We start from the raw sequence: 24,485 nt of genomic DNA on the forward strand, positions 1-24,485 counted from the left end.
GGAGCCGATTGGAGTGGTTTCATAAGCTTAGTTGGGCTGACGCCGGACGAACCTGTGGGAGCGAGCCTGCTCGCGAAAGCGGTGTGTCATTCAACACAGATGTTGACTGACAATCAGCTTTCGCGAGCAGGCTCGCTCCCACAGGGTAGATCACAGGATCTGAAAAACGCAGCGCCGATCTTAGAAGACGTTGACCGGGTAGTCGATGATCACGCGGTATTCATCTGTATCCGAATCAATCGCGCCGTAGCCGTTGCCGCCACGGTTGGTGGCCCATTGCAGGCGCACCGCGAGATCCTTGGCCTGGCCGCTTTGCACGACGTACTGCAAATCGATGTCGCGTTCCCAATGCTTGGCGTTATGGCCGTCGGCGCTGTACCAGCTGGAATAGCCTGCGCTGTTCGGGTCGGCTTTGGTCAGATCCACCGTGCCGCGTGAATAGGACAGCGCCGAGGTCAATCCGGGCATGCCGAGGCCAGTGAAGTCGTAAGCGTACTTGAGCTTCCAGGAGCGTTCGTTCGGACCGTTGAAGTCCGAATACTGCTGCGAGTTGTCTAGATAAACGCTGTCGCCCTGGCTGATGTAGTCGAACGGCGTGTTGCCGTTGACCCGCTGATAGGCGGCAGTGACGCTGTGGCTGCCGATGCCGACGGTGAGATGCGCGCTCCAGGTGTTGTTGTCGATATCGCCGAGCAGCGCATCACCGGTGTCTTGCGTGTGGTAGAAGTGCACGCCCGGATTGAGGCTGACCAGATCGTTCAAGTGCCACGTGTAATCCAGGTCGTAGTAGTACTGGTTCCAGATGTCCTTGAGCTCGGACGCGTAAAGGCTGCTGGTCAGGCCCTCAACGCCGCTCCAGGCCACACCGGCCCAGTTCAAGTGTTGGCTGTCATCGCCATCGGCCAGCGTGCCGTAGGACGTGCCGATTCGGGGATGACCGCTCTGGTTATACGGCTTGGTGAAACTGGCCTGGCCACCTTCGATCAGCCAGCCGTCGAAGCTGCGGTTACTCAGGCTGATGCCACGAAACGTCTGCGGCAGCATGCGTGTATCGCCGCCGGCAATCACCGGGTTGGTGAGGAACAGGTCACCGGCCTTCAGTTCGGTATCGAATGCTCGCAGCTTCAGGGTCCCGCCGGCGGTTGAAAACGAGCCCGGCGCTTTGCCGTTGCCGTCGCTGATCGGCAGGATGCTCGAACCGTCGGTACCGCCTCCGCCATCGAGTTTCAAGCCGAGCATGGCATGAGCATCGACGCCGAAGCCGACCGTGCCTTCGGTATAACCCGATTCGAAAACCCCGAGAAAACCTTGCCCCCATTCAATGTTGTCGTCCGCTTTCTGCAAGCGGTTGCGATTCATGTAGTAGTTGCGGGCATTGAGGCTGAGGCTTGAGCCTTCGACGAAACTTTGTTCAGCGAGCTCGTCGGCGTGGGCGGCGGAAGCAATCGTTGCGGCAATTGCAATGAACAGCGGGGTGAGGCGGGCAGGGTAAAACACGTGCGGTGGAGCTCCTTGGGTCAGCGGGCCGCTCTGGTTCATGAGCGGCTTGATGTTTCTTGTTTTTTCAGACGCGCCAGACGGCTTTCAGACCACAACGAAAAAAGGCCGCTGAATGGCAGCGGCCTGGAGTGACGACGGTTGAACGGGAAGAGCCAAACAACCGCGTCGAGGGAAACCTTTCGCGGTGCGACTCAGCTGTCTTTCTCGAGCGCTTGAGCCTGGGAAGTAGCGGCTTGCGGGGATTGCGTCGCGTCTTGAGCCTTGGCCATCACTTCGGCCTGATGCTGATCGAATGCCTGCGCGCGAGCGACGTTGTGCGCCACGAACGCTTGCGATTCTTCAGCCATCGCCATCGGCGACAGGATCAATGAGGACAAAACGAATGCGCTGGCAATACCCATACTGTTGGACATCTTGAAAACCTTCTCGCTTGGCGAGTGCTGTTTGGTGCGGGCAAAGATAAGGTTGCCGAGGGTTGGGAAACAGCGCGATTTTCATAAATGACTGTTACAGCAAAAGCAAAGATCGGCACGGGTAACAACCCGGTCTGTGCGTGATGGTGGCCTGTGGCGAGGGGATTTATCCCCGTTGGGCTGCGAAGCGGCCCCAAGAATTCCAGCCTCAAAGATTCTTGGACCTTGTGCACAGGATTTGCGACTGCTGCGCAGCCGAGCGGGGATAAATCCCCTCGCCACAGGGCTTGGCTGAGCATTCAGACCGGGAGATGGATGCCAAAGGTGTTCATGCCCCGATCACTGCGCACAAACACATCCCCGCCATGCATCAGCGCAATCGCCTTGACGATCGCCAGCCCCAGGCCGTGGTTATTGCCGCTGTTGCTACGCGAGGCATCGACCCGATAAAACCGTTCGAACAACCTCGGCAGATGCTCGCTGGCAATCGGCGTCCCGGGATTGGCCACGCCAATGCTCACCTGGTGTTCTTCAACCTCGATGCGCACCTCGATCACCTGGCCCGGATCGGTATGCTGCACCGCGTTGCTGAGCAAGTTGATCAACGCCCGGCGCAGGTGCGCGACCTCGATTTGCACTTGCGCATCGCCGCTGACCTGCACTTCAACCTGCGCGTCCTCAAGAATGAAATCCAGATAGTCCAGTGTCGTCGCCACCTCATCAGCCAGTGACGTCGAGGTCAGTTTGGTCGCCTTGTTGCCCTGATCGGCGCTGGCCAGAAACAGCATGTCGTTGATGATCGAGCGCAGTCGCTCAAGCTCTTCGAGATTGGATTGCAGCACTTCGAAATAGTGTTCGGCGGAGCGCCCGCGAGTCAGTGCGACCTGGGTCTGGCCGATCAGGTTGGTCAGCGGCGAACGCAGTTCATGGGCGACGTCGGCGTTGAACGATTCCAGCCGCGAATAGGCCAGTTCAACCCGTTCCAGAGTTGAGTTGAACGATTCGACAAACTGCTCCAGTTCCGGCGGCAGCGGCGACAGACGCAAGCGCCCGGCGCGCAGTGGTGGTGCCAGACGCTGGGCTTCCTGCGACAGTTTGATCAACGGCTTCAGACCGATTCTTGCGACCCAATAGCCCAATGCCGAGGCCAGCAGCACCCCGACAATCGCCAGACTGATCAGGGCGATGAGCAAGTGATGCTGGGTCTGATGCAGCGTCTCGGTGTCGATGCCGATCATGAAGCGCAGCGGCGGGCGCTGATCCTTGGCCGGGAACTGACTGACCAGCACTTTCAGTGGGTAGGGTTGATCGGGCAGTTGCAGATCGTGCATGCCCAACGGGCCATTGATGGCGGCACGAATCTGCGGGGTGAGATTGCCGTATTCGTAGCGCGGATCACCGCTGCTGATCCAGAAACTGATGCGCTTGTCTTCCTCGCCGAGCAGTTTGAGCTTGTTGTTGATCTTCACCCAATGCTCCGGCGTGCCGTAACGCCCGACGGTGGATTCGAGCACGCTGTACCGCGCATCCAGCTCGGCTTCGGGCAACAATCCCAAGCCCTTGTCGACCTGTTGATACAGCGCGCCGCCAATTAACAGAAACACCACCAGCGCCACCAGCGTGAACATGCCGCTCAGGCGCAAGGCAATCGAGTTACTGGACACCACGGCTCTCCAGCACATAACCCATGCCGCGAATGGTGTGCAGCAGTTTTTCGTTGAACGGCCCGTCGAGCTTGGCGCGCAGGCGTTTGATCGCGACTTCGACGACGTTGGCGTCACTGTCGAAATTGATGTCCCAGACCATTTCCGCGATGGCGGTTTTCGAGAGAATTTCGCCTTGGCGCCGGGCGAGCACACTGAGCAGGGAAAATTCTTTCGCCGTCAGGTCCAGGCGCGTGCCGGCGCGGGTGGCCTTGCGGCTGATCAAATCGATCCACAGGTCGGCGATGGTCACTTGCACCGGTTCGTGGCCGCCGCTGCGCCGGGTCAGCGCTTGCAGGCGGGCGACCAGTTCGAGAAAGGAAAACGGTTTGCCGAGATAATCGTCGGCGCCGTCGCGCAGGCCCTTTATCCGATCTTCGACGCGCTCGCGGGCGGTGAGCATGATCACCGGGGTCTGCTTGCGCGCACGCAATGCGCGCAGTACGCCGAAGCCATCGAGCCCCGGCAACATGACGTCGAGGACGATCACGGCGTAATCGCATTCCAGCGCCAGATGCAGGCCTTCGACGCCGTCGCGGGCAAGGTCCACGGTATAGCCCTGTTCGGTCAGGCCCCGGTGCAGATAGTCCGCGGTTTTTTCTTCGTCTTCGATAATCAGAACGCGCATGACCGCCTCAGTCTGTGGTCGCCAGTGCCGTTGCGGGCGTTGGGGCTGGTGGGTGTGAGTGCCGGTGAAACAGCCGCTCGAGCCATAAGTATATGACCGGCGTGGTGAACAGCGTCAGCATCTGGCTGACCAGCAAACCACCGACCACGGCAATGCCCAACGGCTGGCGCAGTTCGGCGCCGGTGCCGTAACCGAGCATCAGCGGCAATGCGCCGAGCAGGGCGGCGAGGGTGGTCATGATGATTGGCCGGAACCGGGTGATGCACGCTTCGAAAATCGCCTCCTGCGGCGCCAGGCCGCGCTGGCGCTGCGCCTCGAGCGCAAAGTCGATCATCAGGATGCCGTTCTTTTTGACGATGCCGATCAGCAGCACCAGACCGATCAACGCCATGATCGAAAAGTCCTGGCCGCAGATCCACAGCATGATCACCGCGCCGAGGCCTGCTGCCGGCAGGGTCGAAATGATCGTCAGCGGATGCACGAAGCTTTCATAAAGCACGCCGAGAATGATGTACACCGCCACCAGCGCCGCGAGAATCAGCCATGGCTGGCTGGCCAGCGAACTCTGGAACGCCTGCGCCGCGCCCTGGAAATTGCCGCTGATCGCGATGGGCATGCCGATCTCGGCCTTGGCTTGATTGAGCTGAATCACCGCATCGCCCAATGCCACGCCGGGGGCGAGGTTGAATGACATATTGGCGGCGGGGAACATACCGTCATGGGCAATCGACAGCGGGCCGATGGTCGGCGCGTCGAATCGGGCCAGAGCCGAGAGCGGCACCATTTCCCCACTGAGTGGTGAGCGCAGGTAAAAATAGTTGAGGCTTTCGGCCTTGCCGCGTTGTTTGGTATCCAGTTCCAGAATCACGTTGTACTGATTGACCTGAGTCTGGAATTCATTGATCTGCCGTTGGCCGAACGCATCGTACAGCGCCTCGTCGACATCGCTTGCCGTCAAGCCGAAACGCGCCGCTGCGCTGCGATCGATGCTGATGTGGGTGATGCTGCCGCCCAGTTGCAGATCGTTGGAAATGTCGCGAAACGCCGGGTTGCTGCGCAGTTTCTCGGTCAGGCGCTGGGTCCAGGTGGCGAGGGTCGCGCCGTCATTGCTCTTGAGTACGTATTGGTACTGCGCACGGCTAGGGCCGGAGCTGAGGTTGATGTCCTGCCCGGCGCGCAAATAAAGGACGATGCCTGGCACTTTCATCAGTTGCGGGCGGATGCGATCGATGAACTGGCTGGCGCTGACATCGCGATCGCCACGTTTTTTCAGGGCGATCCAGAAGCGCCCGTTGGCGATGGTCTGGTTGCTGCCGGAAACCCCGACGGAGTGCGAGAACGCCTGCACCGCCGGATCGGCTGCAACGATTTCGGCCATCGCCAAGTGTTTTTTCACCATGTCGCCGTAGGAAATATCCGCAGCGGCTTCGGTGGTGCCGAGGACGAACCCGGTGTCCTGCACCGGAAAGAAACCCTTGGGAATAAAGATGTAACCGGCAACAGCCAGCGCCAAAGATAAGCCGAACACACCAATCATCAGTTTCTGATGATCGAGGGCGCGGCGCAGGCCTTTTTCGTACCAGCCGAGCAAGCGCTCGCTGAAACCCGGTTTGGCGCTGGCGTGATGCACCGGTTTGCGCATGTACAGCGCAGCAAGGGTTGGCGCCAGCGTCAGCGACACCACCACGGAAATCATGATGGTGGACGTCGCGGTCAGGGCGAATTCCTTGAACAGGCGCCCGACCACACCGCCCATGAACAGCAGCGGAATGAATGCCGCCACCAGCGAGAAACTGATCGAAACGACGGTGAAGCCAATCTCGCCGGCTCCCTTGATCGCCGCCTCGCGCATATCGTCACCGGCCTCGAGATGGCGATGAATGTTTTCCACCACCACGATCGCATCGTCCACAACGAAGCCGACCGCGACGACGATCGCCACCAGCGTCAGGTTGTTCAGGCTGAAGCCGAGGACGTACATCAGGGCGAAACTGGCGATCAGCGAGACACCGAGCACCGCCGAGACAATCAGCGTCGCCGACAACTGGCGCAGGAACAGCGCCATGACCGCGACCACCAACAGGATCGCGATCAGCAAAGTGATTTCCACTTCATGCAGCGAGGCGCGAATGGTCTGCGTGCGGTCGATCAGGGTTTTCACCTGCACCGAGGCCGGCAGCATCGCTTCGAGGCCGGGCAGGGCGGCCTGAATGCGATCAACGGTCTCGACAATGTTGGCGCCAGGCTGGCGGAAAATCACCAGATTCACACCAGGTCGATCTCCGGCCCAAGCCTGCACGTAGGCATCTTCCGCACCGTTGACGACTTTGGCGACATCGCGCAGGTGAACCGGGGCGCCATCCTTGTAGGAAACGATGAGCTGGCTGTAGTCCTCAGGGTGGAACAACTGGTCGTTGGTCGACAACGTGGAAATGCTCGACTCGCCGTACAGCGCACCTTTGGCCAGGTTGAGGCTGGTCTGCTGAATCGCCAGCCGAATGTCGGCCAGGGTCAGGCCGATGGCCGCGAGTTTGTCCGCCGAAGCTTGTACGCGAATCGCCGGGCGTTGCTGACCGGTGATGTTGATCTGGCCGACGCCGTCGATCTGACTGATCTGACGCGAGAGCAGGGTTTCCACCAGGTCGCTGAGTTCGGTGCCGGGCATTTGCGTCGAGCTGACGCTGAGAATCAACACCGGGCTGTCGGCCGGGTTAACCTTCTTCCATGTTGGCAGCGTCGGCATGTCTTTGGGCAACTTGCCGGCGGCGGTATTGATCGCCGCCTGCACTTCCTGGGCGGCGGTGTCGATGCTTTTGTCGAGAGTGAACTGCAAGGTCAGCAGGGTTGAGCCCAGCGCGCTGCTCGAGGTCATCTGGGTCATGCCGGGGATGGCGCTGAATTGCACCTCCAGCGGCGTCGCCACCGAGGAAGCCATGGTGTCGGGGCTGGCGCCGGGCAACTGCGCCGACACTTGAATTGTAGGAAACTCCGCTTCCGGCAGTGGCGCAATCGGCAAACGCGGGAAGGCAATTACGCCGACCAGTACCAGAGCGAACGTCAGCAAAATCGTCGCTACCGGGTGATCGATGCACCAGGTCGAGATGCCCTTGTGCGAGTTCATGGCTTGGGCTCCGCCTGCACCACTTGCGGCGGCTCGCTCATGATTTGCACGCTCGCCCCGGGCTTGAGCCGCGACTGGCCGTCGGTCACCAGTACGTCACCAGCGTTGACGCCTTTGATGATGTCCTGACCGCTGCCCTGATAAATCATCTGTACCGGCACTGCCTCGACCTTGTCGTCCTTCACGCGGTAAACGAAGTGTTGTTCGAGGCCACGCTGTACGACGGTGGGCGGAACCGCCAACGCATCTTTATCCACAGCGGTCTGAATTTTTACCGTCACCAGCAAACCCGGCCAGAGCTTCTGGCTGGCATTGGCGAACTCGGCCTTGGCGCGGATGGTGCCGGTGTTGGCGTTGATCTGGTTGTCGATCAGGGTCAGCTGACCTTCGCCGAGCAGATTGCCGGTTTCGCCATCAGTATCGGCTCCGATGTACGCCTTGACCGGGGCGCGTTGCGGGTCGCTGATCAGGCTCTGCAGGGTCGGCAGCATCTGCTGCGGCAGGGAGAACTCGACGGCGATCGGGTCGATCTGCGTGACGGTGAACAGGCCCTGGGTGTCGGTCATGCGCAGGAAGTTGCCTTCATCGACCGTACGAATGCCGACGCGCCCGGTGACCGGGGAGCGAATCTGCGTGTAGGACAGTTGCACCTGCGCCGCATCGATCGAGGCCTGATTGCCTTGCGCGGTGGCTTTGAGCTGATTGACCAGCGCTTGCTGCTGGTCGAAGGTCTGCTTCGACACGCCGTCGTCGACGCTGAGCAGTTTGTAGCGCTTGAGATTGACCAGCGCGACCTGCAACTGCGCCTGACTCTCGCCCAACTGCGCGCGGGCCTGGTCGAGGCTGGCGCGGATCGAGCGGTCGTCAATGGTGGCGAGCAGGTCGCCTGCTTTGACCAGCTGACCTTCCTTGACCAGAATCTTCGTCAGAATGCCGTCGATCTGCGGACGCACCACCACGCTGTGCAGCGAGAGCACGGAGCCGATGCCGCTGGTATAGCGCGGCACGTCTTTTGCGCTGACCGTCACCACCCGCACCGGGATGGCAGTCGGTGTAGCCAGTTTGGCCGGCGCCGGTTTCAGCGCGAACCACAGGCCGGCGGCTGCCAGCAGAATCAGGAGAGTGGCCAGCAGGATTTTGTTTTTCTGGATGGACATGCGCGGCGCCGAAGTCTGGAGTTTGGGCAGATTGACCAGTTATAAACCGCTCAGGCGGTCGGCAGGGTGACGGCTGGCTGTCAGGATTGTCAGTTTCGTTTGTATAGATGGGGAGTAGCAGTGTGCGGCGATGCTCTTGTGTTGGATTCGCCCCTCACCCCAGCCCTCTCCCCAAGGAGAGGGAGCCGATTTGTGGGCTTTTCGAACCTGAGTTCGACTCGGTATCCCATGTCGGCGAACCTCGAGTAAACACCTCACCCTAACCCTCCCCAGGGCGAGGGTTAGGGTGAGGGGAAAACCGTTCAGCGCACGGTGCAAATCTTCAGATGCCGAGCCAGAGCGCACAGGTATACTGCGCGCCTTTGCGGCTCACTGATCGGGCCGACTTTTTGTTCCCGGAGCTTTTATGACTTCCCCGACCCAACCGCCGGTTGACGACGCTGTGAGCGACGTCCCGGCTGAAGTGGCTGACGCCAGCGAAACCAAGGCCGAGATCCCGGCGTTCAAGTTCCCGTTCAAGCCGGGCGAGCTTGCCTCGGCGAAAGGCTCGAATCAGCCGTGGTACAAGAATGGCGCGAAGAATGGCCACACCAAAACCCCGGGCATGGCGCCGCCGGGGACGCGTCGGTCGATGGGCAAGCGCTGACATCGGAAAGTGATGGTGCTTGTGCTGGCCTCTTCGCGAGCAGGCTCGCTCCCACAGGTTTTGTGTTTGGCGCAGATCCAATGTGGGAGCGAGCCTGCTCGCGAATGCGACAGCCGCTACAGCACAAATGTCAGATCAAGCCGCGCGCAATGAAATAAACGCATAAGTCTGCGCCGGTTCAGTCACCACCAGCCCACCCGCAGCCAGCACCTGTCCGGCCACGTCATCGCCGGACAAATGAAACAGCCATTCACTGGTTTGCGCCGCTAGCGGTTGCGCGCTCACTTGGTCGATCACTGCCGCAAAGGCATCCATGTTCGGCAAGTACGCGGTGAACCCGTCACCCTTGAGCGCCGTGGTGCGAATTCCCAGGATTGCGCAGATCGCATCCTTGAGTCTGATGTCGTCCCGATCCGCCTGACGTGAACGCTGAATCAACTCAACCAGTTCCCGATCAACCAACTCGCCCCCCACAATCAGCTCCGGTCCCTGTTCCCAGGACTCCGGTGGGCAATCCTTGGCAGCAGGATTGAGCGGGATGTGCGGATTGATTTCCGCCGGGTAAATCCGGCACACCAGCGGGCGACGCTCGTAGATCCGGCAGCGCTTTTCGTCGTCAAGATTCCGGCAGGGGCCGACGTTGTAGGCGGCAAAGGTGATCGCCACGTGAGCATCAGTAGTGCCACTGCGAACCACCGCCGAACGGCGCTCGGCATGTTCGCGCTGTTGCGCTGGCAGCCCCAGGCCATTGCCGAGAAACGCCTCGACCAGCACGATCACCTGACCGCCATCCGCCGCCCACATGCGGGCTTCGGCGAGCGTCAGTGGGACATGGTGATCGGTGCAGCATTTGCCGCAACCTACGCAGGAAAACGTCGTATTCATTGAGCGATCTGTCTTCAATCAGGGTGTGAAACGGTGGCGGAAAACCACCGCACAGGGCCGGGTCGAAGCAAGTTGTGCGCCATTCACTGAGGTTTGGCGGTCGGGCGAATCGAATCCCACTCGGTGACGTACGCGGTTTTCGACTGTTTGTTGTACAGGCACAGCTCGCTGCCTTGCTGGCCTTTCATGTGTTTTTGCGGGTATTGGCCTTGCAGCAGAACGGCGGTGTAACCGACGCGGTCGTCGAATTGCGCCGGTGTGCCGACCGGTTTGACGTTTTTCAGGCCACTGGCCTTGGTGCAGCTGGCGAGGACGGTCTTGTCATAGGCAGCCCAGGCGTCGGGGCTGGAGGCATGGGCCTGGGAGGCGAGGGCGATGAGGCTGAGCAGCGCCAGGGTGATGGCTTTCATGGTTGGGGCATCCTTGGTTATGGCCAAGGTTGGAGTCTGTCGGATAGCGGAAGTTGCCAGTGCTGCCCTTCGCGAGCAGGCTCGCTCCCACAGTTTGAAATGCAATCCACCTGTGGGAGCGAGCCTGCTCGCGAAAGCGGTAGATCAGTCGGGCACAGGCTCGCGCCGAACCACAACCATCCCGGCATTTTCATACAACCGCCGCGCCCGCAGGTTGTCCTCCAGAACCCGCAAATCGACAAACCCCTCGCGCCGCTGTTGAAAGACGCTGAAGGCATGCAGCAACAACGCGCGTCCAAGCCCCCGGCCCTGCATTCGCGGGTGCACCACCAGATTCTTGATATACGCACTGGTCCAGCACTGCGCCACGCCCACCACACCCTCGGCATCGCAGGCGACGAAACACAGCGCTGGATCGTATTCAGGGTCGCTGGCAAAGCGCCGCTGCCAATCGTCCAGTGACGGCACTCGACCGCCACCTTCCAGCTGTCCGAGCTGCATCAGCTGATGCACTGCCGGCGCCAGTTCCTCGCGGTAGACGGACAGCTCAATCCCGTCCGGCCACTGAGCATCCGGCAGAGGTCCACTCAAGTCGCGGCGCAGCAGAAAGCAAAACGTCTCGGCCAAGACTCAGTGCCCGTTGGCCGCGACGTGCTTGGCGGCTTCGATCAGGCGTTGGGTCAGCTCCGGCGAGGAGAACTTGGTCAGCACCGCGTTGGCACCGGCCAGGCGAGCTTTTTCACTGTTCATCGCGCTGTCGAGCGAGGTATGCAGCAAGACGTACAAGTGAGCGAAATCCGGGGTTTCGCGCAGGGTACGGGTGAAGGCGTAGCCGTCCATTTCCGACATTTCGATGTCGGAGACGATCAGATTGATCTGCTGCGCGGTGCCTTGCAGGTCGAGCAGGCAGTCGATGGCTTCCTTGGCACTGCGCGCGGTGTGGCATTGCAGGCCGAGGTTGCGCAGGGTGTGCACCGATTGCTGCAGGGCCACCTGGCTGTCATCGACCACCAGAATGCGCGCGTTGCCGAGCACTTCGGCGTCTTCCATGGTCAGGTCGGTCGGCGCCATTTCGATCTGCGCCGGGGCGATGCTGTGGATGACTTTTTCGATATCCAGCACCTGCACCAGCGTGCCGTCCACCGAGGTCACGCCGGTGATGTAGGCACGCGAGCCGCCGGAGCCGAACGGTGGCGGCTTGATGTCGGTGGTCAGGCAATGGACGATCTTGCTCACCGCCTGCACATGCAAACCCTGCTTGGAACGGCTGACATCGGTGACGATCAGGCAGCCACCGTTGGGATCTTCCAGCGGCCGCTCGCCGATCGCGCGGCTGAGGTCGATCACCGACAGCGATGCACCGCGCAGCGAGGCGATGCCTTTGACGTGCGGGTGCGACTCCGGCAGCTTGGTCAGCGGCGGGCAGGGAATGATTTCACTGACTTTCAGCAGGTTGATCGCCATCAGCTTGCCGCTGCGCAAGGTAAACAGCAGAAGCGAAAGTGAATCTGCGCGGGCTTTGGTGGAGGACATAAGAACCTTCTGTGGGGCGAGAGTGGAAATCGCCAGAAACCTTTGATGCCGTGTTATCGGCGTTAAAGGGGTGGGCTTTAGGTTAGTTGTCGGCTAGTCGGCTTGAGTTGATCGCTGTTCTCTCTATCACTGCCCCTCACCCCCAGCCCTCTCCCAGAGGTAGAGGGGGCCGACGGAGGTGTCTGGCGTTTTACACCGACCTGAACGACCGAGTCGATTATGGATTCGGAAGAAATCTTTCACGTCAGTGGAATTCTTCAATATCCCCCGATCAGTCCCCTCTCCCAGAGGTAGAGGGGGCCGACGGAGGTGTCTGGCGTTTTACACCGACCTGAACGACCGAGTCGATTATGGATTCGGAAGAAATCTTTCACGTCAGTTGAGTTCTTCAATATCCCCCAATCAGTCCCCTCACCCAGTGGTAGAGGGGGCCGACGGAGGTGTCTGGCGTTTTACACCGACCTTAACGACCGAGTCGATTATGGATTCGGAAGAAATCTTTCACGTCAGTGGAGTTCTTCAATATCCCCCAATCAGTCCCCTCTCCCTCTGGGAGAGGGCTAGGGTGAGGGTGTGCTTTTAGCTCTTCATGCCTAGTCGTTTGGCCATGCGCCCAAGATTCGCCCGATCCACCCCCAACTCTCGCGCCGCGCTCGCCCAGTTATCCTGATGACGCTCCAGCGCTGCACTGATCAGGCGCCGCTGAAACTCATCGGTGGCACTGCGCAAATCACCACCGATCATCGGCATCACACTGGCCAAGTCTGCATTGGCAGGCGCAACCACGTTATCCACAACCTCACGGGGCAAATCCAGATCCGCCGCGCTCAGACTCAAAATCTTCGGCCGCACTTTGCAGTTACCCAGCGCCTTCAGCGCACTGCGCCCGATCAAATGCTCCAGCTCCCGGACATTCCCCGGCCAGGTGTAGGCCAGCAGCGCTTCCTGAGCATCACTGTTCAAGCGCAGGCTGTTGAGGCCCATGCGCGAGCGGTTCTGTTCCAAAAAGAAGCCACTGAGCAGCAACACATCACGTCCACGATCGCGCAGCGCCGGCACCCGCAGCGGATACACGCTCAAACGGTGATAGAAGTCGGCGCGGTAGCGACCGCTGCGCACTTCCTCGGCCAGATCGCGATTGGTCGCTGCAATCAGACGCACATCGACCTGATGCTCCTTGTCCGAACCCAGGCGCTGCAACTGACCGCTCTGCAGCACGCGCAGCAACTTGGCCTGGACCGTCAGCGACAGCTCGCCGACTTCATCAAGAAACAGCGTGCCGCCATTGGCCAGTTCGAACTTGCCACGCCGATCGCTGGTGGCGCCGGTGAAAGCGCCGCGCACGTGGCCGAACAGTTCGCTTTCCACCAGCGTGTCGGGGAGGGCGGCACAATTGAGGCTGATGATCGGTTTGTCGGCGCGCGCGGAGGCGGCGTGGATGGCTTGGGCTACCAGCTCTTTGCCGACCCCGGTTTCGCCGGTGATCAGAACAGTCAGATCACTGCCGCCGACCAGATTGATTTCTTCCACCAAACGTTTATGCGCCTTGCTCTGGCCGATCATTTCGCGGTGCTGCTGGCCGCTGGCCTGACGGTAGACCTCGGCGCGCTGATGCTCGTCTTCGGCGCGGGTGGCCAGACGTTCGATGCGTTCGGCGGCGTTGACCGTGGCCGAGGCGAGGCTGGCGAAGGCTTGCAGTGCGTCGAGTTCGATCGGCTCGAAACGCTCCGGGTCCAGCGCGTCGAGGGTGATCAGGCCCCAGAGTTTTTCATCGACGAATAAAGGACAGCCGAGGCAGTCGTGAACTTCAAGATGATCGTCGAGGCCATCGACCAATCCGTCATAAGGATCGGGCAGGTCGCTGTCGGCAGCGAAGCGCGTCGGCCCGGCGCCGGCCAGCAGGATTTCAAAACGCGGATGCTCGCTGACCTTGAAGCGGCGGCCGAGGGTGTCGGTACTCAAGCCATCCACCGCCAGCGGCACCAATGATTCGCCATCCAGACGCAACAACGCGGCGGCATCGCAAGGCAGCAAAGCGCGCATGGCTTCGAGCAGGCGCCGATAGCGCTCGCCCTCGGGCAGTTCGCGGGACAGGTCAGCGACCAGAGGCAGCAGGGCGGTAAGCAGGGATTTGGCGGTCATGGGTATGTAGTCAAATAGACAAGATGTAGTCGCGATGACTATACGTTCATTTGTGTCGAAATGACTATGAAGGTTTCAAGTTATTGAATTAAAAGGATTAATTAGTTGGCATGAAAGCTGATATCCCTAAGGCAATCTTTCCAGAAAGCCCAGGAGTCACCTTATGCTTAGCGTCCAGGATCGTGCCATCGTCAAATCCACCGTGCCTCTGCTGGAAAGCGGCGGCGAGGCGTTGATCACGCATTTCTACCGCATGATGCTCTCCGAATACCCGCAGGTGCGCCCGCTGTTCAACCAGGCGCATCAGGCCAGTGGCGATCAGCCGCGTGCCTTGGCCAACGGCGTGCTGATGTACGCCCGGCACATCGATCAGCTCGACCAGTTGGGCGATCTGGTGGCGAAGATCATCAACAAACACGTCGCCCTGCAGATTCTGCCGGAGCATTACCCGATCGTCGGCAGCTGCCTGCTGCGCGCCATCTCCGAGGTGCTCGGCGAAGAGATCGCCACGCCTGAGGTGATGAGTGCCTGGGGCGCTGCGTACGGGCAACTGGCCGACATCCTGATCGGCGCGGAAGCCGCGATCTATGACCAGAAGGAACAAGCGGTCGGCGGCTGGCGCGGTGCGCGTGAATTCATCGTCGCGGCGAAGGTGCAAGAGAGCGCGGAAATCACCTCGTTCTACTTCGAACCGGCGGACAAAGGGCCGATTCTTGCGGCCGAACCGGGTCAGTACATCGGCATGAAGCTGATGCTCGACGGCGAAGAAATCCGTCGCAACTATTCGCTGTCGGCACTGGCCAACAATGGTCAGTACCGCATCAGCGTCAAGCGTGAACCGAACGGTCGCGCGTCCAACTATCTGCATGATCAACTGCACGTCGGCTCAAGCATTCAGCTGTTCCCGCCGTCGGGCGAATTCACCCTGGCGGCCAGCGACAAGCCGCTGGTGCTGATCAGTGGCGGCGTCGGCATCACTCCGACTCTGGCGATGCTGGAAGCAGCGCTGGCAACCGAGCGTCCGGTGCACTTTATCCACTGCGCGCGCAACGGCAGCGTCCACGCGTTCCGCGACTGGGTCGATGGGCTGGCGGCGCGTCATCCGCAGCTCAAACGCTTCTATTGCTACGCCGAAGAAGATGGCGTCAGCCCGGCGGCGGACAAGGTTGGCCTGCTCAGCGAAGAACTGCTCGGCCAGTGGCTGCCGGCGCAGCGTGATGTCGATGCTTACTTCTTGGGACCGAAAGGGTTCATGGGCGCGATCAAACGGCACCTGAAAGCGTTGGGCGTGCCGGAGAAGCAGAGCCGTTACGAGTTCTTCGGCCCGGCTGCTGCTCTGGAGTGATCCGAGACCGCCTTGTCTCGTTCGCGAGCAGGCTCGCTCCCAGCGGATTTGCGTTCGACGCAGATCCATTGTGGGAGCGAGCCTGCTCGCGAATCTTCTGCGCCCCGCAAAAGCCATGTTGGTTAATCATTCCTTAACCGCTCTATCGTTTATTGCCCCGGTGTAGACTTGCGACAATTTCAGCCGCCGGCTGGCTGGACCATGGACTTACAAAGGAAAGGCAATGAGCGAGGAAACGATGCGGTTGGGGCGTGAGCGGCGCTATCTGGTGTTGCTGGGGATCATCTGCCTGGCGTTGATCGGCGGCGCACTTTACATGCAGGTCGTGCTCGGCGAAGCACCTTGCCCGCTGTGCATCCTGCAGCGCTATGCACTGTTGCTGATTGCACTGTTCGCCTTCATTGGCGCGGGCATGCGCAGCCGTCGCAGCATCACCGTGTTCGAGACACTGGTAGTGATCTGTGCGATCGCCGGGGCCGGTGTGGCCGGGCATCACGTCTATACGCAGTTCTATCCGGCGGTGAGTTGTGGCGTCGATGTGCTGCAACCGATTGTCGATGATCTGCCGTTGGCGAAAATTTTCCCGCTGGGCTTCCAGGTCGACGGTTTCTGCTCGACGCCGTATCCGCCGATCCTCGGCCTGTCGCTGGCACAGTGGGCGCTGGTGGCGTTCGTGCTGGTGGTGATTCTGGTGCCGTTGCTGACCTCGCATAATCGAAAAGCGCTGCGCTGAGTCAACTTCTCGGCAGAGCTGCCGATAAACAAAACGCCCCGATTTTCGCTGATGAAAATCGGGGCGTTTTGCATTTCAGAGCGTTTGTGAAAACACCGTGACGAACGGCAATGAAGCGTGCGGCAAATGTGCGACATGTTGTCACACAGGGGCTGTCGCAGGGACTCGGGAAGCGGCGGATTGGCCGCCTGTTACATAAAAACATTGGCCAGTTTTATCGTTTTCGGGCTTGAGCACGGACGTACCAGAGCAGGCAGTTTTAACAGGCGCCGGCAGATGGACGAAGCCCTTGGAACATCGGGCTTTGCGCCGCTCCAGCGTTTGTAGAACGGGTGCAGAGCTGTCTGATTTGAGGCGGTTACGCTGGCAGATTTTGCCGCTTTTATTGAGAAACGCTTTCGATAACTTGCGCAACTTTTGCAAAAATGGCGATGGATTGTTGCTCTGAGTGATAAAAATTATTTCGGGATAAGACATGGTGTATAGGGCGCTACCTATCTACAATCGCCCGCACTGAATTCCCGACGCTGTTCAGCCTTTATCAAGGAACTGATCAGGAGGTCGGGTGTCGAGCGAGCCGCGAGGCTTTCGAGACACCCTGGTGTCGGTGCCTTTCCAATTTTCCGCACCAAATGGAATTGGTCTGTAACAAGGCCTTTGACCACGAATTCGAATAAGAACTGAACGCTGTCCCAAGGTTTTGTCGAGCGTGAGACGCGCGACGGGCGGCCCTTATTCAATCCAAAGAAAATGCCAACCCTTGGCAGGGTGAAGTGTTGGCGATCAAAACCCAACTGCATTGCGCAAGCTGCTTTAGAGGTCGTGAGATGAGTAAAAACAGGTACCCCAGATTACTAGGCCTAGTGCCGCTGCTCGGCACGTTGTTGCTGGGAGGCTGCAACATGACCTTGCTCAATCCAACGGGCCAGGTCGGCCTGGAACAGCGCAACCTGATCATCACCGCCACGCTGCTGATGCTGTTGGTCGTCGTGCCGGTCATCGTCATGACCTTCCTGTTTGCCTGGAAGTACCGCGCTTCGAACAAGAACGCCGTCTACACGCCGAAGTGGTCGCACTCGACCAAGATCGAAGTGGCCGTATGGACCATCCCGGTGCTGATCATCATCGCCCTGGGCTACATCACTTACATCTCGACTCACGAGCTGGACCCGTATCGTCCGATCGAGTCTGACGTCAAGCCGGTGACCATCGAAGTCGTCGCGCTGGACTGGAAGTGGCTGTTCATCTACCCGGAACAAGGCATTGCCACGGTCAACAAGATCGTGTTCCCGGCGCACACGCCAATCAACTTCAAGATCACCTCCGACGCCGTGATGAACTCGTTCTTCATCCCGGGCCTGGGCGGCCAGATCTACGCGATGGCGGGCATGCAGACCAAGCTGCACCTGATCGCTGACCGCAACGCTGAAATGGACGGTATCTCCGCCAACTACAGCGGTGCCGGTTTCACCGGTATGAAATTCAAGGCTATCTCCACCACTCAGGAAGATTTCGACGCCTGGGTAAGTGAAGTCAAGAAGTCGCCTAAACAGCTTGATCAGGCTGAATACGCGGCCCTGGCCAAACCGAGCCAGAACAACCCAGTCGAACTCTACTCGTCGGTCACGCCGAACCAGTTCCAGATCATCGTCGACAAGTACGAAGGTATGAAGCCGGGCAAGCCGCTGAAGCACGAGAAGAAAGAGAAAGAAGTGGCGGCCACGGATATTGACGCGGGTTCGCATTCAGCTGCCGGGGCAGAGGAGTAAACGATGTTTGGTAAATTAAGTTGGGAAGCAGTCCCATTCCACGAGCCGATCGTGATGGTGACCATCGCCATGATCGCCCTCGGTGGTCTGGCGCTGTTCGCTGCGATCACTTACTTCAAGAAGTGGACGTACCTGTGGACCGAGTGGCTGACTTCGGTCGACCACAAGAAAATCGGCGTGATGTACATCATCGTCGCCATGGTCATGCTGCTGCGCGGCTTTGCCGACGCGATCATGATGCGTACCCAGCTGGCCATGGCCACCGAGGGTTCGCCTGGCTACCTGCCACCTGAACACTATGACCAGATCTTCACCGCTCACGGTGTGATCATGATCATCTTCATGGCGATGCCATTCTTCACCGGCCTGATGAACCTTGCAGTGCCGCTGCAGATCGGCGCGCGTGACGTTGCGTTCCCGTTCCTGAACTCCCTGAGCTTCTGGCTGCTGGTGTCCGGCGTTGTGCTGATCAACCTGTCCCTGGGCGTCGGCGAGTTCGCCAAGACCGGTTGGGTTGCGTATCCGCCGCTGTCGGGTCTGCAATACAGTCCTGGCGTGGGTATGGATTACTACATCTGGGCGCTACAGCTATCCGGATTGGGTACGACGTTAACCGGGGTCAACTTCCTCGCGACCGTACTGAAAATGCGTACCCCTGGCATGAAACTGATGGACATGCCGATCTTCACCTGGACCTGCACCTGGGCAAACGTTCTGATCGTGGCTTCGTTCCCGATCCTGACCGCTACCCTGGCACTGCTGACCCTTGACCGTTACATGGATTTCCACATTTTCACCAATGAACTTGGTGGCAATCCAATGATGTACGTCAACCTGTTCTGGGCCTGGGGCCACCCTGAGGTTTACATCCTGATCCTGCCGGCATTCGGCATCTTCTCGGAAGTGATCTCGGCGTTCACCGGCAAGAAACTGTTCGGCCACCACTCGATGATCTACGCCTCGGGCGCGATCTCGGTACTGGGCTTCATGGTCTGGCTGCACCACTTCTTCACCATGGGTTCGGGTGCGAGCGTCAACGCCTTCTTCGGTCTGGCGACGATGCTGATTTCCATCCCGACGGGTGTGAAGCTGTTCAACTGGCTGTTCACCATCTACCAGGGTCGTCTGCGCTTCACCAGCCAGGTAATGTGGACACTGGGCTTCATGGTGACCTTCGCCATCGGCGGCATGACCGGCGTACTGCTGGCCATCCCGGGTGCTGACTTCGTGCTGCACAACAGCCTGTTCGTGATCGCGCACTTCCACAACGTGATCATCGGCGGTGCGGTATTCGGTTACATCGCTGGCTTCGCGTTCTACTTCCCGAAAGCGTTCGGCTTCAAGCTGCACGAAGGCTGGGGTAAAGCAGCGTTCTGGTTCTGGATCTCGGGCTTCTTCGTCGCGTTCATGCCGCTCTATGCACTGGGCTTCATGGGCATGACCCGTCGTCTGAACGCCACCACCAACCCTGAGTGGGTACCGTACCTGTACGTTGCCATGTTCGGTGCGGTGATGATTGCTGTGGGTATCGCCTGCCAACTGATCCAGCTGTACGTCAGTGTGCGTGACCGCAACAAGCCAGAGAACGTTTGCGATCACGGTGACCCGTGGAATGCACACACCCTGGAATGGTCGACCTCGTCGCCACCACCGTTCTACAACTTCGCTGTGCTGCCTAAGGCTGACTGCATCGACCCGTTCACCGAAGCCAAGGAAAACGGTACTGCGTACCAGCGTCCGGCCAAGTACGAGCCGATCCACATGCCGAACAACACCGCCACTGGCGTGGTGATGGGCGCGCTGTTGACCGTCTTCGGTTTCGCGATGATCTGGCACATCTGGTGGCTGGCGATCGCGAGCCTGGTGGGCACCGTCGTTTACTTCGTGATCCACGCTGCACGTGACGACCAGGGCTATATGGTTCCGGTTGAAACGATCGAGCGTATCGAAGCCGAGCAGCACAAGCGTCTGGTCGCGGCAGGGAAAATCCCGGCCAATGCCACCCGTGTTGAAACCTCGTTGGAACAGGCTTAAACCATGTCGAACTTAGTGACCAATGTTGGACACGCCCATGGTGACCATGGGCACGATGACCATCACCACGACTCGGGCGAGATGACCGTATACGGTTTCTGGCTCTACCTGATGACCGACTGCATTCTGTTTGCGTCGATCTTCGCGGTGTACGCAGTACTGGTAAACAACGTTGCCGGTGGCCCGTCGGGCCACGAGATCTTCGAACTGCCTTACGTGCTGGGCGAAACCGCTCTGCTGCTGTTCAGTTCGATCACCTACGGCTTCGCCATGCTGGCGTTGTACAAGGGCAAGAAGCAGGCGGTCCTGGGCTGGTTGTTCATGACCTTCCTGCTCGGCGCGGGCTTCATCGCCATGGAGATCAACGAGTTCCACCTGCTGATCTCCGAGGGCTTCGGTCCTAGCCGTTCGGGCTTCCTGTCGGCGTTCTTCACCCTGGTCGGTACCCACGGTCTGCACGTTTCGGCCGGTCTGATCTGGATGGGCATCATGATGTATCAGGTCAACAAGCATGGCCTGACGTCGACCAACAAGACCCGTCTGAGCTGCCTGAGCCTGTTCTGGCACTTCCTGGACGTGGTCTGGATTTGCGTCTTCACCGTTGTTTACCTGATGGGGACTCTGTAATGGCTAATGCACACTCCCATGACAGCCACGATGCTGGCCACGGCAGCGTCAAGTCGTACGCCATCGGCTTCATCCTGTCGGTAATCCTGACCGTCATTCCGTTCGGTCTGGTGATGTACCCGACCCTGCCGAAGTCGACGACGCTGGCAATCGTTCTGCTGTTCGCAGTGATCCAGGTGATCGTTCACCTGTATTACTTCCTGCACCTGGACCGTTCCATTGCACAGCGTAACAACGTGATCGCGTTCGTCTTCACGGCGATTGTGATCGTGCTGCTGGTTGGCCTGTCGCTGTGGATCATGTTCAGCATCCACACGTACATGATGGCGAAGTGAGGTAGACCCGATGTCGCTCAAGCACTTTATCCAAATCACCAAACCGGGGATCATTTTCGGTAACGTGCTTTCTGTGGCAGGCGGGTTCTTCCTGGCCTCGAAAGGGCATGTCGATCTGGCGGTGTTTCTGGCCGCCATGATCGGTACTTCCCTGGTCGTGGCCTCCGGTTGCGTGTTCAACAACTGCATCGACCGCGACATCGACCTGAAGATGGAACGCACCAAGAACCGTGTGCTGGTCCAGGGCCTCATCTCCCTGAAACTGGCCCTGGTTTACGCGACCATTCTGGGTGTTCTCGGCGTTGCCTTGTTGTACAAGGTGGCCAACCCGTTGGCTGCCTTGTTCGCAGTAATCGGCTTCATCATCTACGTCGGCTTCTACAGCCTGTACCTCAAGCGCAAGTCGGTTCACGGCACGCTGGTGGGCAGTCTGTCGGGCGCCATGCCGCCAGTGATCGGTTACGTTGCCGTGACCAACAGCTTCGACATGGCCGCACTGACCCTGCTGGTGATGTTCAGCCTGTGGCAGATGCCGCATTCCTACGCCATCGCGATTTTCCGTTTCAATGATTACCTGGCCGCATCGATTCCGGTGCTGCCAGTGAAACGCGGCATTCAAGTGGCGAAGAAGCACATCCTGCTCTACATCCTGGCGTTCCTCGTGGCGACCTTGATGCTGACCTTCAGCGGCTACGCCGGCATGAGCTACCTCGCCGTCGCCGCCGCCATGGGCATGTACTGGCTGTACATGGCCTGGACCGGCTACAAGGCAGTCGATGACACCGTCTGGGCACGCAAGCTGTTCGTGTTCTCGATCTTCACCATCACTGCGTTGAGCGTCATGATGTCCCTGGACTTCAAGGTGCCGACAGAGCTGTTGCTGACGTACGCGCCGTAAGGTTTGCAAGCTTCAGGAAAAACCCCGCACGTTGAGAGATGTGCGGGGTTTTTTGTTTATTCGAGCAGCGATTTGTTGATAGGCTGTCTATAGTCAAGCTGCTTATAGTTTGGCTATGCGAACAATCTTTTTTGAAACAACGATATTTACCAAAAGCGTTGGTCGCTATCTGACGGACGACGAATATCGAACATTGCAGAACTACCTTCAGAGCAATCCGCTTGCGGGCGATGTAATGCCTCGAACGGGTGGCTTCCGTAAGCTGCGCTGGGCTGATTCTCGCCGTGGCAAGGGAAGACGAGGCGGCTTGCGGGTTCTCTACTATTGGCTTATGAATGATGGTCAGTTCTGGATGTTCGCCATTTACGACAAAGATGAGCTTGAGAAGCTGACTGCCGAGCAAGAGAGGGCACTCAGGACAGCCATTGATAAAGAGTTGAAAAAACGAGGTACCCCATGAAAAAACGCGACCTGTTTGCAGAGTTAATGCAGGGCGTTGATGAGATGGCGGCTCAACGCGAGGGCAAGATCACACTGCGCAATACAGTGCTTGAGGACAAGCCTGTACCTGAAGTGGGCGCACAGGAAATTGTTGCTCTTCGAGAAAAACTGCATATGTCTCAAGCTGTTTTTGCCAGTCGAATCAGGACAAGTCCAAACACCCTTCGAAATTGGGAGCAGGAAAAGTCGAAGCCCAATGCTCAAGCAGCCTTATTGATACGACTGGTTGAAAAATTTCCAGATATGGTTGAGCGCTTGAACACTGTTTGAGCGCCGCTGAAGACCAGCTTGTGGTCCGGGGCATCCGAAAGGTTGAGGGCCTATTGTTCCATCTACGCTGGTTGCACAACTTAGGCAAACGCCATAGATTTGGATCCAACCCCGACAGTAGTAGCTCCAAGCCGTCTCCGGTGCTCGACTGTCTCAACCCCTGCATTGATCAAAAGGCTGGGCGCAATGACCGAACGGATGACCTGCGATGAGCGTTTTATCGCCCTGGCCGAAGAACTCAACTACGACATCTATGGCGAGAACACCGCCGGTGGCAATTACGCGCCGCTGATCCGTCATCACGACGAGCTCTACATCAGCGGCATGGTGCCGCGGGTCAATGGCAAGATCCTCTATCCCGGTCGCGTGGGGCTGGAATTGAACCTCAAGGATGCGCAAGCCGCGGCGAGCATCAGCGCCATGCGTTGCCTGGCGCTGATTGTCGATGCGGTCGGTTCGCTGGACAAGATTCGCGCGTTGTTGCGGGTCACGGTGTATGTGAAGTCGACTGCTGACTTTGTGGACCTGAGCGAAGTGGCCAACGGCGCTTCGGATGTGTTCAGCCATGTGCTGGGCGATGCCGGACGGCATACGCGCACGACCATCGGCGTGTATCAGTTGCCGAAGAATGCGGCGATTGAAGTGGACATGATTGCGGCGTTGCATCCGTCGGCTTGAGGGGGGGGGTAGCGGTTTGCCCTCACCCTAACCCTCTCCCGGAGGGAGAGGGGACTGACTGAGGGGCTTTCAAGATATACGCCGACCTGAAATACCGAGCCGAACTCAGGTTTGAAAATCACACAAGTCGGCTCCCTCTCCCTCGGGAGAGGGGACTGACTGAGAGGCTTTCAAGATATACGCCGACCTGAAATACCGAGCCGAACTCAGGTTTGAAAATCACACAATTCGGCTCCCTCTCCCTCGGGAGAGGGCTGGGGTGAGGGGCGACGATTTTCGCCTCCTCACGAATCACAAGCCGGACAACAAAAAGCCCCGCCTGAATCTCAGTGCGGGGCTTTTTCGTACAGCGGCTGCGCTATTACTGCGCCGCGATGCTGTACCCGTCAAACGCCGTCTGCTGCTGCAGCGCGGTGATGATGTTCTTGCGGTTCACCGCCTGTTCGGTACCGGCGTTATCGACGAAGGTTTCGCTTTCCAGCTCGGCTTCATCGCCTTCACCCACGAAAGTGAAACCGAGGAATTCCAGTGCCTCACGGTCAACATTCAGGCGCGAACGCGGCGTGCGCATTGGCAGGGTCACGCTGGCGCCGTCCTTGCTGATGGTGAAGATTTCCACTTCTTTCTTCTTCGCAGCTTTGCTCTTGCCGCCGCTCGGATTGCTGATCGCCTGATGGGTCTGATTCAGCACTTTCAGCGCCAGGCCATAAACGATTTCCTGGAATGCCGGATCGTCCTTGAAGCTGGACAGAATGCGTCCGATCGAGAACTTGCTGCTCAGGTCTTCCAGCGCGGCAATATCGGCTGCCTCAGCGTCTTTCAGGCGCTTGAGTTCGCCCATCAGCTCGTACGCCTTGTCGTCATCAAAACTGTCATGCGCCTGACGGATCGCCGCACGCAATTCGCGGATCTGGTCGCTTTCGCGGGTCGACTGGAACGCGTCCAGGACCATCTCGCTGATGATTTTGGCTTGAGGCAGGTGTTGTGAAAGATTGATGGAGTTTTCGTATTCCGCTTTGGACGACTGGGTGACTACGGATTCAGCGGTGTTGAAATCGGACATTGAAATTTCACTACTTTTTAACTTGAGTTGAGGCGAGAAAGCACGAGGTCTTTTTCAGGCCGACTAATTTAGGGGAGCGGGGCGGCGTTGTCAC

At 59.0% G+C, this 24,485-nt stretch carries 23 protein-coding genes; 11 read left to right on the forward strand and 12 right to left on the reverse strand.

The genetic code is table 11. From position 1 onward, the window contains the following. Nucleotides 1-180: 180 nt before the first annotated feature. The 6 genes from ACV8MC_RS11720 to ACV8MC_RS11745 form a co-directional block, all read right to left on the reverse strand. Nucleotides 181-1,539 (reverse strand): OprD family porin, encoded by a 1,359-nt coding sequence (locus tag ACV8MC_RS11720; RefSeq protein ID WP_457265337.1) that lies wholly within the window; start codon nt 1,537-1,539, stop codon nt 181-183. A gap of 152 nt (nt 1,540-1,691) precedes the next feature. Then, a complete protein-coding gene (locus tag ACV8MC_RS11725) occupies nt 1,692-1,913 on the reverse strand; it encodes a hypothetical protein (RefSeq protein WP_016773285.1) in 222 nt (73 codons plus the stop codon). 299 nt (nt 1,914-2,212) lie between these two features. After that, nucleotides 2,213-3,577 (reverse strand): heavy metal sensor histidine kinase, encoded by a 1,365-nt coding sequence (locus ACV8MC_RS11730; RefSeq protein ID WP_252868270.1) that lies wholly within the window; start codon nt 3,575-3,577, stop codon nt 2,213-2,215. Further along, nucleotides 3,567-4,244, reverse strand: coding sequence for a heavy metal response regulator transcription factor (locus tag ACV8MC_RS11735; protein WP_016773287.1), 678 nt, complete (start codon nt 4,242-4,244; stop codon nt 3,567-3,569). Before ACV8MC_RS11735 ends, ACV8MC_RS11730 begins: the two co-directional genes overlap by 11 nt. Before the next feature lie 7 nt (nt 4,245-4,251). After that, nucleotides 4,252-7,365 (reverse strand): multidrug efflux RND transporter permease subunit, encoded by a 3,114-nt coding sequence (locus ACV8MC_RS11740; RefSeq protein WP_252876876.1) that lies wholly within the window; start codon nt 7,363-7,365, stop codon nt 4,252-4,254. Then, complete coding sequence (locus ACV8MC_RS11745) at nt 7,362-8,522, reverse strand: efflux RND transporter periplasmic adaptor subunit (protein ID WP_457265339.1); 1,161 nt, start codon at nt 8,520-8,522, stop codon at nt 7,362-7,364. Before ACV8MC_RS11745 ends, ACV8MC_RS11740 begins: the two co-directional genes overlap by 4 nt. Before the next feature lie 406 nt (nt 8,523-8,928). Here ACV8MC_RS11745 and ACV8MC_RS11750 point away from each other — a divergent pair, with 406 nt between their 5' ends. After that, a complete protein-coding gene (locus tag ACV8MC_RS11750; RefSeq protein ID WP_016773292.1) occupies nt 8,929-9,168 on the forward strand; it encodes a hypothetical protein in 240 nt (79 codons plus the stop codon). A 135-nt stretch (nt 9,169-9,303) separates the two neighbouring features. Here the strand turns inward: ACV8MC_RS11750 and ACV8MC_RS11755 are convergent, their stop codons facing one another. The 5 genes from ACV8MC_RS11755 to norR form a co-directional block, all read right to left on the reverse strand. Then, nucleotides 9,304-10,053 (reverse strand): YkgJ family cysteine cluster protein, encoded by a 750-nt coding sequence (locus ACV8MC_RS11755; RefSeq protein WP_457265342.1) that lies wholly within the window; start codon nt 10,051-10,053, stop codon nt 9,304-9,306. A gap of 83 nt (nt 10,054-10,136) precedes the next feature. Next, nucleotides 10,137-10,463: a hypothetical protein gene (locus ACV8MC_RS11760; RefSeq protein ID WP_056790191.1), complete on the reverse strand. Its 327-nt coding sequence runs from the start codon at nt 10,461-10,463 to the stop codon at nt 10,137-10,139. Between the two features lie 144 nt (nt 10,464-10,607). Further along, the gene (locus ACV8MC_RS11765) at nt 10,608-11,090 is read right to left on the reverse strand and encodes a GNAT family N-acetyltransferase (RefSeq protein ID WP_236168920.1); all 483 of its coding nucleotides are present in this window, start codon (nt 11,088-11,090) and stop codon (nt 10,608-10,610) included. Between the two features lie 3 nt (nt 11,091-11,093). Then, a complete protein-coding gene (locus ACV8MC_RS11770) occupies nt 11,094-11,996 on the reverse strand; it encodes a chemotaxis protein CheV (protein WP_016773296.1) in 903 nt (300 codons plus the stop codon). Between the two features lie 579 nt (nt 11,997-12,575). Next, nucleotides 12,576-14,138 carry a nitric oxide reductase transcriptional regulator NorR gene (gene norR / locus ACV8MC_RS11775; protein WP_252882656.1) on the reverse strand — a complete coding sequence of 521 codons (1,563 nt, stop codon included), beginning with the start codon at nt 14,136-14,138 and terminating at the stop codon, nt 12,576-12,578. 163 nt (nt 14,139-14,301) lie between these two features. Here norR and hmpA point away from each other — a divergent pair, with 163 nt between their 5' ends. From hmpA to ACV8MC_RS11825, 10 genes are all read left to right on the forward strand, one after another. Continuing rightward, complete coding sequence (gene hmpA, locus ACV8MC_RS11780; RefSeq protein WP_305381505.1) at nt 14,302-15,483, forward strand: NO-inducible flavohemoprotein; 1,182 nt, start codon at nt 14,302-14,304, stop codon at nt 15,481-15,483. Between the two features lie 223 nt (nt 15,484-15,706). Further along, nucleotides 15,707-16,216, forward strand: a complete 510-nt coding sequence (locus ACV8MC_RS11785) for a disulfide bond formation protein B (protein ID WP_256809626.1) — start codon at nt 15,707-15,709, stop codon at nt 16,214-16,216. Between the two features lie 827 nt (nt 16,217-17,043). Beyond that, a complete protein-coding gene (cyoA, locus tag ACV8MC_RS11790; RefSeq protein WP_024014231.1) occupies nt 17,044-17,985 on the forward strand; it encodes a ubiquinol oxidase subunit II in 942 nt (313 codons plus the stop codon). 3 nt (nt 17,986-17,988) lie between these two features. Continuing rightward, nucleotides 17,989-20,019 (forward strand): cytochrome o ubiquinol oxidase subunit I, encoded by a 2,031-nt coding sequence (gene cyoB / locus ACV8MC_RS11795; RefSeq protein WP_041479948.1) that lies wholly within the window; start codon nt 17,989-17,991, stop codon nt 20,017-20,019. A 3-nt stretch (nt 20,020-20,022) separates the two neighbouring features. Then, nucleotides 20,023-20,646, forward strand: a complete 624-nt coding sequence (cyoC, locus tag ACV8MC_RS11800) for a cytochrome o ubiquinol oxidase subunit III (protein ID WP_024014230.1) — start codon at nt 20,023-20,025, stop codon at nt 20,644-20,646. After that, nucleotides 20,646-20,981 (forward strand): cytochrome o ubiquinol oxidase subunit IV, encoded by a 336-nt coding sequence (cyoD, locus tag ACV8MC_RS11805; RefSeq protein ID WP_011335842.1) that lies wholly within the window; start codon nt 20,646-20,648, stop codon nt 20,979-20,981. The genes cyoC and cyoD overlap by 1 nt, the downstream gene beginning before the upstream one ends. A gap of 10 nt (nt 20,982-20,991) precedes the next feature. Continuing rightward, nucleotides 20,992-21,879 carry a heme o synthase gene (gene cyoE, locus ACV8MC_RS11810; RefSeq protein WP_016773305.1) on the forward strand — a complete coding sequence of 296 codons (888 nt, stop codon included), beginning with the start codon at nt 20,992-20,994 and terminating at the stop codon, nt 21,877-21,879. Between the two features lie 115 nt (nt 21,880-21,994). Then, entirely contained in the window at nt 21,995-22,339 is a 345-nt protein-coding gene (locus ACV8MC_RS11815; RefSeq protein WP_041479945.1) for a hypothetical protein, read from the forward strand. Next, on the forward strand, nt 22,336-22,650 hold the full coding sequence (locus tag ACV8MC_RS11820) for a helix-turn-helix domain-containing protein (RefSeq protein WP_041479944.1): 315 nt from the start codon (nt 22,336-22,338) through the stop codon (nt 22,648-22,650). Before ACV8MC_RS11815 ends, ACV8MC_RS11820 begins: the two co-directional genes overlap by 4 nt. Nucleotides 22,651-22,836: 186 nt before the next feature. After that, nucleotides 22,837-23,328, forward strand: a complete 492-nt coding sequence (locus ACV8MC_RS11825) for a RidA family protein (protein WP_016773306.1) — start codon at nt 22,837-22,839, stop codon at nt 23,326-23,328. Between the two features lie 361 nt (nt 23,329-23,689). Here ACV8MC_RS11825 and ACV8MC_RS11830 read toward each other — a convergent pair whose 3' ends face one another. Then, complete coding sequence (locus ACV8MC_RS11830) at nt 23,690-24,391, reverse strand: hypothetical protein (protein WP_016773307.1); 702 nt, start codon at nt 24,389-24,391, stop codon at nt 23,690-23,692. Nucleotides 24,392-24,485 lie beyond the last annotated feature (94 nt).

The sequence above is a fragment of the Pseudomonas sp. PK-RTE-24 genome, from assembly GCF_054052265.1.